The 13,435-nt window shown below is 61.2% G+C and carries 12 protein-coding genes; all 12 read right to left on the minus strand.

The window, feature by feature from the left end; translation table 11 throughout:
- Window positions 1-8: 8 nt before the first annotated feature.
- The 12 genes from glpK to FJ938_RS09060 all read right to left on the minus strand — a co-directional run bounded on the left by glpK (window position 9) and on the right by FJ938_RS09060 (window position 13,356).
- Window positions 9-1,499 carry a glycerol kinase GlpK gene (glpK, locus tag FJ938_RS09005; protein ID WP_140692936.1) on the minus strand — a complete coding sequence of 497 codons (1,491 nt, stop codon included), beginning with the start codon at window positions 1,497-1,499 and terminating at the stop codon, window positions 9-11.
- A gap of 91 nt (window positions 1,500-1,590) precedes the next feature.
- Window positions 1,591-3,315 (minus strand): ABC transporter substrate-binding protein, encoded by a 1,725-nt coding sequence (locus FJ938_RS09010; RefSeq protein ID WP_140607025.1) that lies wholly within the window; start codon window positions 3,313-3,315, stop codon window positions 1,591-1,593.
- A gap of 84 nt (window positions 3,316-3,399) precedes the next feature.
- A complete protein-coding gene (locus FJ938_RS09015; protein WP_140692938.1) occupies window positions 3,400-3,687 on the minus strand; it encodes a DUF2160 domain-containing protein in 288 nt (95 codons plus the stop codon).
- 3 nt (window positions 3,688-3,690) lie between these two features.
- Window positions 3,691-4,611 (minus strand): carbohydrate ABC transporter permease, encoded by a 921-nt coding sequence (locus FJ938_RS09020; RefSeq protein WP_140692940.1) that lies wholly within the window; start codon window positions 4,609-4,611, stop codon window positions 3,691-3,693.
- A gap of 1 nt (window position 4,612) precedes the next feature.
- Entirely contained in the window at window positions 4,613-5,479 is an 867-nt protein-coding gene (locus tag FJ938_RS09025) for a sugar ABC transporter permease (RefSeq protein ID WP_140692943.1), read from the minus strand.
- Window positions 5,480-6,547: an ABC transporter ATP-binding protein gene (locus tag FJ938_RS09030; RefSeq protein WP_140692945.1), complete on the minus strand. Its 1,068-nt coding sequence runs from the start codon at window positions 6,545-6,547 to the stop codon at window positions 5,480-5,482.
- Between the two features lie 9 nt (window positions 6,548-6,556).
- Window positions 6,557-7,636: an ABC transporter ATP-binding protein gene (locus FJ938_RS09035; protein WP_140692947.1), complete on the minus strand. Its 1,080-nt coding sequence runs from the start codon at window positions 7,634-7,636 to the stop codon at window positions 6,557-6,559.
- A gap of 41 nt (window positions 7,637-7,677) precedes the next feature.
- Window positions 7,678-9,204: a glycerol-3-phosphate dehydrogenase gene (glpD, locus tag FJ938_RS09040; protein ID WP_140692949.1), complete on the minus strand. Its 1,527-nt coding sequence runs from the start codon at window positions 9,202-9,204 to the stop codon at window positions 7,678-7,680.
- A 126-nt stretch (window positions 9,205-9,330) separates the two neighbouring features.
- Window positions 9,331-10,098: a DeoR/GlpR family DNA-binding transcription regulator gene (locus FJ938_RS09045; protein ID WP_140692951.1), complete on the minus strand. Its 768-nt coding sequence runs from the start codon at window positions 10,096-10,098 to the stop codon at window positions 9,331-9,333.
- A gap of 124 nt (window positions 10,099-10,222) precedes the next feature.
- Entirely contained in the window at window positions 10,223-11,635 is a 1,413-nt protein-coding gene (locus FJ938_RS09050) for an aspartate aminotransferase family protein (protein WP_140692953.1), read from the minus strand.
- 103 nt (window positions 11,636-11,738) lie between these two features.
- Window positions 11,739-12,470, minus strand: a complete 732-nt coding sequence (locus tag FJ938_RS09055) for a peptidase (RefSeq protein WP_140692955.1) — start codon at window positions 12,468-12,470, stop codon at window positions 11,739-11,741.
- 91 nt (window positions 12,471-12,561) lie between these two features.
- Window positions 12,562-13,356 carry a transglutaminase family protein gene (locus FJ938_RS09060; RefSeq protein WP_140692956.1) on the minus strand — a complete coding sequence of 265 codons (795 nt, stop codon included), beginning with the start codon at window positions 13,354-13,356 and terminating at the stop codon, window positions 12,562-12,564.
- Window positions 13,357-13,435: the final 79 nt, after the last annotated feature.

Here is a 13,435-nt window from a genome sequence, read left to right on the forward strand (position 1 = left end):
CAGTCCCCTTATTGCGAGCTCAGGGTCCTGCGCACGGCATCGCGCCAGCCTGCCAGTTTGGCGGATCGTGTGGCGGAGTCCATGTCCGGTTTGAATCGCCGGTCGAGCGCCCAGGTCTTGGCGAATTCCTTCGCCTTGGGCCACACGCCGGCCTTCGAGCCCGCGAGCCAGGCCGCACCCAGCGCGGTCGTCTCCAGTATGGTCGGGCGATCGACCGGCGCGTCGAGTATGTCGGCCAGGCGCTGCATCGTCCAGTCCGACGCCACCATGCCGCCATCCACGCGAAGCACCGTGGCTGCGGCGCCTTTCCAATCCTTGTGCATAGCATCCAGCAGGTCGCGGGTCTGGTAGGCGACGGATTCGAGTGCCGCGCGGGCGAATTCCGCCGGGCCAGAATTGCGCGTCAGCCCAAAAATGGCGCCGCGCGCCTCCGCGTCCCAATGCGGCGCGCCCAATCCGACGAAGGCCGGCACCAGATAGACGTTCTGCGTCGGATCGGCTTCGGCAGCCAGTTTGCCGCTCTGCTCGGCCTTGCCGATCACCTTGATGCCGTCGCGCAACCATTGCACGGCGGCCCCGGCTATGAAGATCGAGCCTTCGAGCGCATAGGTGGTGTTGCCGTTCAGCCGGTAGGCAATCGTGGTCAGCAGCCGGTTCTTTGAGCGTACCAGATCGTTGCCGGTGTTGAGCAGCGCGAAACAGCCTGTGCCATAGGTGGATTTCATCATGCCCGGCTCGAAGCAGGCTTGGCCGATGGTCGCGGCATGCTGGTCGCCGGCGACACCGAGGATTTTTATCTCCGTGCCAAACAGGCTCTTTTCCGTCACCCCATAATCGTCGGCGCAGTCCTTCACCTCAGGCAGCAAAGCGGCGGGGATACGCAGGATGGAAAGCAGTTCGTCGTCCCAAATATTCTCAGCGATGTTGTAGACCAGCGTGCGCGAGGCGTTGGTGGCGTCGGTGGCGTGGACTTTGCCGCCGGTCAGCCGCCAGATCAGGAAGCTATCGATGGTACCTGCCAGCAATTCGCCCCTCTCCGCCCGTTTCCTGGCGCCTTTCACCTTGTCCAGCATCCAGGCGATCTTTGTGCCGGAAAAATAGGGATCAAGCAGAAGCCCTGTCTTGCGGGTGAATTTCTTCTCCAGGCCCTGCTTCTTTAATTTTTGGCAGAGCGGCGCGGTGCGGCGGTCCTGCCAGACGATGGCATTGTGGATCGGCTTGCCGGTCGCCTTGTCCCAGATGACGACGGTCTCGCGTTGGTTGGTAATGCCGATGGCGGCCACATCCGAAGCCTCACAATCGGGGGCCCTCAGCGCGGCTTTCACGGTAGCCACGACACTTGCCCAGATTTCTTCCGGATCGTGCTCGACCCAACCGGACGCGGGATAGTGCTGGGTGAATTCCTGCTGCCCGCTGCCGACGACTTTCATGTCGCCGTCGAACAGAATTGCCCGGGTCGATGTCGTTCCCTGGTCGATTGCCAGCACAAAACCGCTCATTCCCGCGTCCTCCGCCTTGACACAAAGAAGGGAGACGGCAATGCGCCGCCTCCCCCAATTTCACACGGGCACGGCGCCCGCATGGATTGTCTTACTTCTGCCAGCTCTTGACCAATTCGTCATAGTTGATGGTGATCGGCTTTTCCTTCTCGTTATCGAGCTTTAGCTGCGGCGCGAGGTTGCCCTTCTTCACCGCGTCGGCGTTCCAGTAAGCAAGGTCATGCTCTTCGGCCATCTTCGGACCGATATCGCCCTGGACACCCGACTTCCCGATACGCTCCAGAACCTTCTCCTGATCGGCGCAGAGGCCATTCATTGCCTCCTGCGGCGACTTGGCTCCCGACGAGGCGTCACCGATGTTCTGCCACCAGAGCTGCGCCAGCTTCGGATAATCGGGAACGTTGGTACCAGTCGGCGTCCACTGTACGCGCGCCGGCGAACGGTAGAACTCGATCAGCCCGCCGAGCTTGGGAGCGCGTTCGGTGAAGCTCTTGTCGTGGATCGTGGAGTCGCGGATGAAGGTGAGGCCGACATGGCTCTTCTTCACATCCACGGTCTTGGAGATGACGAACTGAGCATAGAGCCAGGCGGCCTTGGCGCGGTCGGTCGGCGTCGACTTCATCAGCGTCCACGAGCCGACGTCTTGGTAGCCGAGCTTCATGCCGTCCTTCCAGTAGGAGCCGTGCGGCGACGGCGCCATGCGCCACTTCGGCGTGCCGTCGTCGTTCATGACAGGCAGGCCGGGCTTGACCATGTCGGCGGTGAAGGCGGTGTACCAGAAGATCTGCTGCGCCACGTTGCCTTGCGACGGAACCGGGCCCGATTCAGAGAAGGTCATGCCTTGCGCCTCCGGCGGCGCATAGGCCTTCAACCAGTCGAGGTATTTCTGGATCGCATAGACCGACGCCGGGCCGTTGGTATCGCCGCCCCGCGCCACGCATGAGCCGACCGGGCGAGAGTTCTCGTCCACCTTGATGCCCCATTCGTCAACCGGCAGGCCGTTCGGCAGGCCTTTGTCGCCATTGCCGGCCATCGACAGCCAGGCGTCCGTAAACCGCCAGCCGAGCGACGGATCCTTCTTGCCGTAGTCCATGTGGCCGTAGACCTTCTTGCCGCCGACGTCGCGACCGGTGAAGAATTCGGCGATGTCCTCGTAAGCCGACCAGTTGACAGGCACGCCGAGGTCATAGCCGTACTTCGCCTTGAAGTCGGCCTTGTTCTTCTCGTCGTTGAACCAGTCGTAGCGGAACCAGTAGAGGTTTGCGAACTGCTGGTCGGGAAGCTGGTAGAGCTTCTTGTCCGGCGCAGTGGTGAACTTGGTGCCGATGAAGTCGTTGACATCGAGCATCGGATCGGTGACGTCCTTGCCTTCGCCCGCCATCCAGTCAGTCAGGTTTCGCACCTGCTGGTAGCGCCAGTGGGTACCGATAAGGTCCGAATCGTTGACCCAGCCGTCATAGATGTTCTGGCCGGTCTGCATCTGGGTCTGGATCTTCTCAACGACGTCACCTTCCTGGATGACGTCGTGCGTGACCTTGATGCCGGTAATTGCGGTGAAAGCAGGCGCCAGCACCTGCGATTCGTACTGGTGTGTGGTCAAGGTTTCCGAGACGACCTTGATGTCCATGCCGGCAAACGGTTTGGCCGCATCGATGAACCACTGCATTTCCTTTTCCTGGTCGGCGCGCGAAAGCGTCGACAGATCGCCTATCTCCTTGTCGAGAAAGGTCTTTGCTTCATCCATTCCGGCATAGGCATTGCCCGCGCCGAGCAACAGGACAAGGGCAGTCGTTGACGTTAAAAATTGCCGTCGCATTGTGTCTCCTCCGAGTTTTTAAAAGGTTTCAAGTGCGATCTGGAGCGTCCGCCGACACGCGGCCGCTCCATCAGTATTCTCCCTCTATACGTAGCGGAACACGCCAACGGCGTAGAGCACGGAGAGAGCGAGAGCCCACCACAGGTTGGATCCAACGAGACCCAACCAAGCGAGATGGATAAAGGCGCTGCCAAGCAGCGAAACGAAGAGGCGATCGCCGCGCGTCGTCTCGAAGCGCAGCACGCCGACGCGCGGGTTGCCGCCCGGCGAAGCGTATTCCCAAACACCCATGCCAAACAGAAGCAGCGCGATGACGACAAAGAAGGCGGCCGTCGGCCAGGTCCATGCCATCCAGGTGAAATTGAGGTTCATGGATCAGACCCTCCCCAGGGCGAAGCCCTTGGCGATATAGTTGCGCACAAACCAGATCACGAGCGCCCCGGGGATCAGCGTCAGCACGCCGGCGGCCGCCAGCAGCCCCCAGTCCATGCCCGACGCGGACACGGTGCGTGTCATGGTCGCCGCGATCGGCTTGGCGGCAGTCGTGGTCAGCGTGCGGGCGATCAGCAGTTCGACCCACGAAAACATGAAGCAGAAGAAGCACGCGACTCCGATGCCGCTAGCTATCAGCGGCATGAATATCTTGATGAAGAAGCGCGGGAACGAATAGCCGTCGACATAGGCTGTCTCGTCGATTTCCTTCGGCACGCCCGACATGAAGCCTTCGAGGATCCACACAGCCAGCGGCACATTGAACAGGCAGTGGGCGAGAGCCACCGCAATATGGGTATCGATGAGTCCGAAGGCGGAATAGAGCTGGAAGAACGGCAGTGCGAACACCGCTGGGGGCGCCATGCGGTTGGTCAGCAGCCAGAAGAACAGATGCTTGTCGCCGAGGAAGCGGTAGCGCGAGAAGGCATAGGCCGCCGGCAGTGCCACGGTGACAGAGATCACCATGTTCATCACGACATAGGTGATCGAGTTGATGTAGCCGGAATACCAGGCCGACTGCGTGAAAATGGTGTAGTAATTATGCAGGGTCGGTTCGTGCGGATACAGCGTCAGCGAGTTGACGATCTCCGCATTGGTCTTGAAGCTCATATTAATGAGCCAGTAGATCGGCAGCAGCAGCACAAAGATGTACAGCGTCGGCACCATCCACCACCAGCGTGATTCCTCGCCGCGCCGGCGCATCCGCCTGTCCAGTTCGCTCTGCGACAGCGAACTGGCGAGCCCCTCGGAGGCGGCGGTCCCGTTCATCGCACTACGTTCGGTGCGTTCGTTGACGCCGGTCATCTCAGCGCTCCGCGTCGTAATTGGTCATCACGGTGTAGAAAACCCACGACAACAACAGGATGATGAGGAAGTAGACCAGCGACATGGCCGCTGCCGGACCGAGGTCGAACTGGCCGAGCGCCGTCTTGACCAGGTCGATCGACAGGAACGTCGTCGAATTGCCCGGGCCGCCGCCGGTAACGACGAAGGGTTCGGTGTAGATCATGAAACTGTCCATGAAGCGCAGCAGCACGGCGATCAACAGCACGCGCTGCATCTTCGGCAGTTGGATGTAGCGGAACACCGCCCAGCGAGACGCGCCGTCGATCTTGGCCGCCTGGTAAAAGGCGTCCGGAATCGAGACCAGACCGGCATAACAGAGCAGCACGACCAGACTGGTCCAGTGCCAAACGTCCATGATGATGATCGTCACCCAGGCATCGAACGGATCCTGTACGTAATTGTAGTCGATGCCGAGAGCGTTGAGGTAATAGCCCATCAGACCGATGTCGCCGCGCCCGAATACCTGCCAGATGGTACCGACCACGTTCCACGGGATCAGCAGCGGCAGCGCCATCAAGACCAGACAAACCGGCACCCCCCAGCCCTTCTTCGGCATGTTGAGCGCTATGAAGACGCCAAGCGGAACCTCGATGGCCATGATGATGAAGGAAAAAATCAGGTTGCGGGCCATCGCCTCCCAGAAGCGGTCGGAATGCAACAATTCCTCGAACCACTCCGTTCCGGCCCAGAAGAAGACGTTGTTGCCGAACGTGTCCTGCACCGAATAATTGACGACGGTCATCAGCGGGATGACGGCCGAGAACGCTACCAGCACCAGCACCGGCAGCACCAGGAACCAGGCCTTGTTGTTCCAGGTCTTTTCCATCTAAGCCCCCATCTCGACACGCCAGGAATCGGCATAGATGTTGATGCCGGCAGGATCGAACCGCACTTTGGGCTCGGCTGGAACGGTCTCGTCCTCGCCGATGACCGCCGCGATGTCGCGACCCTCCAGCTTGGCGCGCACCACCTTGTGCCGGCCAAGATCCTCGACCTTGCTGATCGAAACGGCCATGCCATCGCGGCCGAGCCTGATATATTCGGGGCGAATGCCGAGTTCGACGGCGCCGCTGCCGGCCTTCGGCACGCCAGGCAGCTCGATGCGCTGCGAGCCGAGCGTCGCCGTCCTGCCGTCGATCGCCACCGGCATGACATTCATGCCGGGCGAGCCGATGAAATAGCCCACGAAAGTATGACGCGGCCTTTCGAACAGTTCCGCCGGAGAGCCGATCTGCACGATGCCGCCATCATACATGACCACGACCTGGTCGGCGAAGGTCAGCGCCTCGGTCTGGTCGTGGGTGACATAGACCATGGTATAGCCGAAACGGCGGTGAAGTTGCTTCAACTGCGAGCGCAGCACCCATTTCATGTGCGGATCGATGACCGTCAGCGGCTCGTCGAACAGGATGGCGTTGACGTCCGAGCGGACCAGCCCGCGCCCGAGCGATATTTTCTGCTTCTGGTCGGCGGTCAGCCCTCTCGCCTTCTTCTTGGCCCAGGACGCCAGGTCGATCATTTCCAGCGTCTCGCGCACCTTGCGGTCAACGTCGGTCTCCGTCACGCCACGATTGCGCAGCGGGAACGCCAGATTGTCGTAGACGGTCATGGTGTCGTAGATGACCGGGAACTGGAACACCTGTGCGATATTGCGCTCCTGTGTCGACAGGTTGGTCACGTCCCTGCCGTTGAACAGCAACTGGCCGTGCGAGGGATGAAGCAGGCCTGAAATGATGTTGAGCAGTGTGGTCTTGCCGCAGCCGGATGGCCCAAGCAGCGCATAGGCGCCGCCATCCTCAAACGTATGATGCACTTCCCGCAGCGCGAAATCGGCGTCCGTTCGCGGGTTAGGCAGATAGGAATGCCTGACATGGTTGACGTCGATGCGCGCCATATCGCCCTCCTATGCCGCCAGCTTCGGCGCGGTCACGGCGCGGCCGTGCTGGTCGAAGACCATGATGTGACGCGGATCGATGAACACTTCGACCACCGCGTCGGTCTCGAAATCCCTGATGCCATGGGTCAGCATCACCCAGCGGGCATCGGCGAAGTCGAGATGGACGAAACTCTCGGAGCCGGTGATCTCGGTGATGATGACTTTCGCCCGCACCGGCACCGCCAAGGCATCAGGCCGTTCGAGCGACAGGTGATGCGGCTGGAAGCCGATCGTGTAATTGCCGTCGGCGATGCCCACGAGTTCCGTCGGCACCGGCAGTTTGACGCCGCCCTCCAGCAGGAAGTCGGGCCCCTTCTTGGCCAGCACGATGGTGTTGAGCGGCGGATCGGCGAATGTCCTGGCCGTCACCAGATCGATCGGCTTGCGGAAAACATCGATCGTCGGTCCGAACTGCGTGATCCGGCCTTCCGACAGCGTCGCCGTGTTGCCGCCCAGCAGCAGCGCTTCGTGCGGCTCGGTGGTGGCATAGACGAAGATGGTGCCGGCGGCGGCGAAGATCCTCGGCAGTTCAGCCCGCAATTCCTCGCGCAGCTTGTAGTCGAGATTGGCCAGCGGTTCGTCGAGCAGCACCAGGCTGGCATTCTTGACGATGGCGCGCGCCAGCGCGGTGCGCTGCTGCTGGCCGCCTGAAAGGTTGAGCGGTGTGCGGTCGAGATAGGGCGTCAGCTTGAGCAGCGCCGCGGCCTCGCGCACCTGGCTGTCGATCTTGCCCTGCTCTACGCCGGCCACCCGCAGCGGCGAGGCGATGTTCTCGTAGACGGTCATCGCCGGATAGTTGATGAACTGCTGGTAGACCATGGCGATCTTGCGCTTCTGCACCGGCGTGCCGGTGACGTCGCGGCCGTCGAACCAGACCGAACCCGTGGTCGGCACATCGAGGCCGGCCATCAGCCGCATCAGGCTGGTCTTGCCGGAAAGCGTTGGCCCGAGCAGAACGTTGAGCGAGCCGTGCTGAAGCGTCAGCGACACGTCGCGAATATGCTCGACCGCACCGACCGTCTTGGTAACGTTCCTCAATTCAAGCATGACGCCTCCTCCCAGGCTTTCTGCATCAGCTCAAAACCTCTTCATTCGGCAGCAGCGACATGTCGGCGGCTTATGCCGCGCATGAATTCATCGAGCGCTGCGACCTGCTCGCGGTTAAGGTGCAGACCGCGCTTGGTCCGGCGCCACAGCACATCCTCCGCCGTAACTGCCCATTCGTTTTCAACGAGATAGCGCACCTCGGCCTCGTAAAGGTCACCACCGAAGTTGCGGCCGAGTTCGGCATTCGACTTGGCAAGGCCGAGCAGAACCTGAGCGCGCGTTCCGTAAAGCCGGGTCAGCCGGCGGGCGAGGCGCGCATCGAGGAACGGATAGGCCGCCTTCAGCTTCGTCACCTGCGCATCGAAACCGGTGGCCGGGAAATCGCCGCCCGGCAGCGGTGCGTTGGCGGTCCATGGCTTGCCGCGTGTGCCGAGGAACCCTTCGATCTTCTCCAGCATCGATTCCGACAGCCGGCGGTAGGTGGTGATCTTGCCGCCGAAGGCATTGACGATCGGGGCGGCCCCCTCGCCGGCATCGGCCTTCAGCACATAGTCGCGCGTTGCTTCCTGCGCCTTGGACGCGCCGTCATCATAGAGCGGACGCACTGCCGAATAGGTCCAGACGATGTCGGACCGCATGACCGGTTGAGCGAAATATTCGCTGGCCGCGGCGCAGAGATAATCGATCTCTGTGTCGCTGATCCTCACGTCATGCGGATCGCCGGGATAGTCCCGGTCGGTGGTGCCGATCAGGGTGAACTCTTCCTCGTAGGGAATGGCGAAAATGATGCGGCCATCCTTGTTCTGGAAGAAATAGGCGCGCGGATCGTCGAATTTCTTGGCGATGACGATGTGGCTGCCCTGCACGAGGCGGACATTGTGCACGTCATTGAGGCCGACGACGTCGGAGAGTACGTGGTCGACCCATGGTCCGGCGGCGTTGACCAGCAGCCTGGCCCTGACCTCCTCGGTATCGCCGGTCCTGAGGTTCTCGATCTTGATCACCCACATGCCGGCTTCACGACGGGCTCCGATCACCTTCGTGCGGGTCCGGATCGTCGCGCCGCGATCGGCGGCATCGCGGGCGTTGAGCGCCACCAGGCGCGCATCATTGACCCAGCCGTCCGAATATTCGAAAGCCTTTTTGAACAATGGTTTCAGAGGTTTGGCCGCCGGATCGCTCGCCATGTCGAGTGTTCTGGTCGCTGGCAGCAATTTGCGCCCGCCAATGTGGTCGTAGAGGAACAGGCCAAGCCTGATCAGCCAGGCGGGACGCAGGCCCTTGGCATAGGGCAGCACGAAGCGCATCGGCCAGATGATGTGCGGCGCGTTCTTCCACAGAACCTCGCGCTCCATCAGCGCCTCGCGCACCAGGCGGAATTCGTAGAATTCGAGATAGCGCAGGCCGCCATGGATCAGCTTGGTCGAGCCCGAGGACGTTCCGCTGGCGAGGTCGTTCATCTCGGCGAGAAAAACCGAGAACCCGCGACCAACAGCGTCACGGGCGATGCCGCAGCCGTTGATGCCGCCGCCTATGACGAAAATGTCCCGGACCGAAGATGTGTCCACTGAGCTCCTCCACGATTTCGCATTGCACCATTTTTGGCCTTTTGCGAAACCGTGGCGGAATTATTTCGAACTGATAACGAATGTCAAACGAAATATCACGAGCCCGTGAAATGACCGTGAATGGTTTCAGCCAAGCGACGTCTCGATCAACTGAACCTCGGCCTCCTGACATATCCTACGCACCGACGGGATGTCGCAGCGGTCGGTGATGAAGGTGTTGACCTGCGACAGATGGCCGATGCGCACCGGCGCGGTGCGTTCGAACTTGGTCTGGTCGGATACCAGGATGACGTGCCTGGCATTGGCGATGATCGCCTGCGCCACCTTCACTTCGCGAAAATCGAAGTCGAGCAAGGCGCCGTCATGGTCGATGGCCGAGGCGCCGATGACGGCGTAGTCGACCTTGAACTGCCTGATGAAGTCAACCGCGGCTTCGCCGACGACCCCACCGTCCGAGCCGCGGACCACGCCACCGGCAATCACAACCTCGATCGACGGATAGATACGCATCCTGTTGGCAACATTGATATTATTGGTGATCACCATCAAGCCATCATGATCGAGCAACGCCTTGCTGACCGCCTCCGTCGTGGTCCCGATGTTGATGAAAAGCGAGGCGTTGTCGGGGATCAGTCGCGCCGCCGCGCGGCCGATCGCCTCCTTCTCGTCCGCCGCGATCTTGCGCCTGGCCTCATACTCCATGTTCTCGATGCCGGACGGGAACAACGCGCCGCCATGAATGCGCGAAAGCAGCCTCTGGTCGCACAGATCGTTGAGGTCCTTGCGAATGGTCTGCGGCGTCACGTTGAAATGCGTGGCCAGATCGTCAACCAGCACGCGGCCGTGGTCCTTGGCCATCTGGATGATCTCGGCATGACGCGGCGACAGATACATTGGACAGCTCCCATTTTCGTTTTTCTTGCTTATAGCGGAAAACGAAACCAATGAAAAGGCGCAAGCCGGCTAACGAAAATTCCTGATTATGCCAGCACCCGTGTCCGATTCGAATCCGGGTTGATCAAGCCATGCCGCGCGCGATTTCCGTGATGACAGCGAAAGCCGCATCGACATCATCGCCGGTCGCTTCGAACTGACCGACCTGGAAGCGGATCGCCACCCGTCCATCGACCCGCGTCTGCGTTAGGTAGATGCGGCCATCATCGTTGATCGCATTGACCAGCCGCAGATTGTGCTCGTCGGCATCGCCGTTCACGGCAGCCTTGTGCCGGAACGAAAACAGCGACAGCATCGGTTGGCTGACAATCTCGAAGTCAGGCTCCTTTGCCAGCCGGGCGGCAAGGCCCTCGCTCCAGGCGACATGGTTGCGGATCATGGTGCGCAGGTTTTCCAGCCCGTGGGCGCGCAGCAGGAACCACAATTTCAGGGCGCGGAAGCGCCGGCCCAGCGGCACTGACCATTCGGAATAGTTGATGATGCCGTCATGTCCGTGCGTCTTGAGATAGTCGGGCTTGATGGCCAGCGTCCTGACGTGGCTTTCGGGATCGTGCAGGAACTGGATCGAACAGTCGAACTGCGCGCCCAGCCATTTGTGCGGATTGAAGACGATCGAATCCGCACCTTCGATACCTGTCCAGAAGCGCCGGTACTCCGGACAGATCATCGCCGATCCGGCCCAGGCCGCATCGACATGGAGGTAGAGCCCATGCCGCTTGGCGATCTCGGCGACCGCGACAACGTCGTCAGTGCCACCCGTGCTGGTACCACCTACGCAAGCAATGATGCCCGCCGGCAGCAGGCCGGCTTTCCTGTCGGCGACGATCGCCGCTTCAAGAGCTGCGGTGTCCATTGCGCGAAAGCGACCTGCCACCGGGATACGGACAAGATTGTCCTCGCCGATACCGGCAACCCATATCGCGCGGTCGATCGACGTGTGCACCTGGTCGGAGGAATAGATACGCAACCGCGCCTGTCCGGCCAGTCCCTTTTTGTTGCCTTGCCAGTCCAGCGCCCGCTCGCGCATGGTCAGCACGGCGTTGAGCGTCGCCGACGAGGCGGAATCCTGGATCACGCCGGAGAACCCTTCCGGTAGGCCGAGCGCCTGGCGCATCCAGTCGACGGTCCGCGTTTCAAGCTCGGTTGCCGCCGGAGAGGTCTGCCATAGCATGCATTGCGCGGCCATCGCCGAAACCAGATACTCGGCCACCACCGAGACCGGTGCCGCGTTGGCCGGAAAGTAGGCGAAGAAGCGCGGATGCTGCCAATGCGTCATGCCGGGCACGATCTTCGCTTCGAAATCGGCGAAGATCGTGTCCATCGGCTCCGGGGCTTCGGGTGGAGAGGCCTCGATGCTCCTGAATATATCGCCCGGCGCAATCGCTGGCCGCACCGGCCGGTCGCGCAGGCTGGCGCGATAGTCGGCGCCCCAGTCGGCGGCCCGCCTCGACCAGTCGCGGAACTCTTCATTGTCCATGCTTTTCTCCCAATAGCCGGCGAGCGGGCCGGTTGCCCCAGCCGTCTCTTTAATTAACATGTTAAATACATTGGAGCAACCGGCGAGAGGCCTGGCGGCAGCACTACCCCGGAAAGTCCGGCAGGCTGGCAAAGGCTGACTTCAACGCATTCGACCAGCCTTCGGAAATGGCGCGATAATATTGGTCGTCCTGGCTGATCCGTTTCTTCAGCCCGATCTGGAAAGCATCCTTCTCCAGGAACAGAAGGTCGAGCGGCAAACCAACCGACAGGTTCGACTTCAGCGTCGAATCAAACGAGACCAGAAGCAGCTTCACGGTCTCGGCAAGGCTCATCGTCCGCTCATAGGCGCGGATGATGATCGGCTTGCCGTATTTGGTCTCGCCGATCTGGAAGAATGGAGTGTCGTCGGTCGATTCGATGAAATTGCCTTCGGGATAGATCATGAACAGCCGTGGCGGGCTGCCCTTGATCTGCCCACCCAGGATGAAAGAGGCATTGAAATAGGAATCGGCCTTCTCGCCGACAGGCGACGAATGGGCGATCACTTCCTTGACCGTGTCGCCGACCAGCCGCACCGTCTGATACATCGACGGTGTTTCGAGCAGCGTGGCATGGCGGTCCGCCACGGCCTTGGTGCGCTCCTCGAGCAGGCTGACCACGGCCTGTGTCGTCGCCAGATTGCCGGCGGACATCAGCACGATGACGCGCTCGCCCGGCTGTTCCCAGACATGCATCTTCTTGAAAGTCGAGATCGAATCCATACCGGCATTGGTGCGCGTGTCCGACATGAACACGAGCCCGCGATCGATCTTCAGGCCGACGCAATAGGTCATGGAATCTCTTCTAGAGTGGCTCGACGCAATTCCGGACGGAAAACCGCTTCACACTTTTCCTGGAATTGCTTCTGGCGGCAATCCTGAGGGATTACTGCTCCACCGTGACGGTGACCGCAAGCTGTTCTTCCGCCTGTCCCAGCCGAATTCCCGAGACCGGCGAGGCGTCACGATAATCGCGGCCGGTGGCCACCTTCACATAGCGCTCGTCGGGAGAAATACCATTGGCGGGATCGAAGGCAACCCAGCCGAGGCCCGGAACATGTGCTTCGGCCCAGGCATGGCTTGCCGCCTGCTCGACAGCCGCCTCCATCATCAGATAGCCGCTGACATAGCGGGACGGAAAACCCATGGCGCGCGCGGCGGCGGCAAAGATGTGGCTATGGTCCTGGCAAACTCCGGTTTTCAGCGCCAGGGCCTCTTCAGCGGGGGTCGCCGCATTGGTGATGCCAGGTGTATAGGCGACGCGCTCGCCGATGATGGCCATCAGCCGGTGCAGCCTTTCGATATCGGTGCCCGTGCCGACCGCTTCGGCAATACCACGGATGCCGCTGCCTATGGCGGTCAAGGGCGTCTCCTGCGCGAACAACCAGAGTGGCGCGAAGCCCTGATGCGGACCGCTGACGCCTGATGTGTCGCGCGTCACCACCTCGCCCGACGCCTCGACTGTGATGAAGTCGTGGTCGCCCTCGACGCTCAACAATCTGGTGTCGTTGCCATAGTGGTCGGTAAATCTCACCTCCTCGCGCGCGCCGTCGACCTTCAACGCCCAGGACAGCACCGTCTGTGTCTGCCCGCTTACCGGAAGCAGCCGCAGCCGCTGCAGCAGGTACTGGACCGGAGCATCGTAGCGGTATTCGGTCCGGTGAGAGATCTTCAGCCGCATGGCTATCGTCCGTTTGGATGCATGAACCTGCCCGAAAACCGGCAACCATTTTTCGCTAACGCGGTCCTTCGGTTGGGCA

Source organism: Mesorhizobium sp. B2-4-14, from assembly GCF_006442155.1.
Taxonomy (GTDB): Bacteria; Pseudomonadota; Alphaproteobacteria; order Rhizobiales; family Rhizobiaceae; genus Mesorhizobium.

What these genes read in the sequence shown, in the direction of transcription:
- FJ938_RS09025 (WP_140692943.1), bottom strand. Translation starts at nt 5,479, where the DNA reads ATGGAAAAGACCTGGAACAACAAGGCCTGGTTCCTGGTGCTGCCGGTG.
- FJ938_RS09055 (WP_140692955.1), bottom strand. Translation starts at nt 12,470, where the DNA reads ATGACCTATTGCGTCGGCCTGAAGATCGATCGCGGGCTCGTGTTCATG.
- FJ938_RS09035 (WP_140692947.1), bottom strand. Translation starts at nt 7,636, where the DNA reads ATGCTTGAATTGAGGAACGTTACCAAGACGGTCGGTGCGGTCGAGCAT.
- glpK (WP_140692936.1), bottom strand. Translation starts at nt 1,499, where the DNA reads ATGAGCGGTTTTGTGCTGGCAATCGACCAGGGAACGACATCGACCCGG.
- FJ938_RS09060 (WP_140692956.1), bottom strand. Translation starts at nt 13,356, where the DNA reads ATGCGGCTGAAGATCTCTCACCGGACCGAATACCGCTACGATGCTCCG.
- FJ938_RS09045 (WP_140692951.1), bottom strand. Translation starts at nt 10,098, where the DNA reads ATGTATCTGTCGCCGCGTCATGCCGAGATCATCCAGATGGCCAAGGAC.
- FJ938_RS09030 (WP_140692945.1), bottom strand. Translation starts at nt 6,547, where the DNA reads ATGGCGCGCATCGACGTCAACCATGTCAGGCATTCCTATCTGCCTAAC.
- FJ938_RS09015 (WP_140692938.1), bottom strand. Translation starts at nt 3,687, where the DNA reads ATGAACCTCAATTTCACCTGGATGGCATGGACCTGGCCGACGGCCGCC.
- FJ938_RS09010 (WP_140607025.1), bottom strand. Translation starts at nt 3,315, where the DNA reads ATGCGACGGCAATTTTTAACGTCAACGACTGCCCTTGTCCTGTTGCTC.
- FJ938_RS09050 (WP_140692953.1), bottom strand. Translation starts at nt 11,635, where the DNA reads ATGGACAATGAAGAGTTCCGCGACTGGTCGAGGCGGGCCGCCGACTGG.
- FJ938_RS09020 (WP_140692940.1), bottom strand. Translation starts at nt 4,611, where the DNA reads ATGACCGGCGTCAACGAACGCACCGAACGTAGTGCGATGAACGGGACC.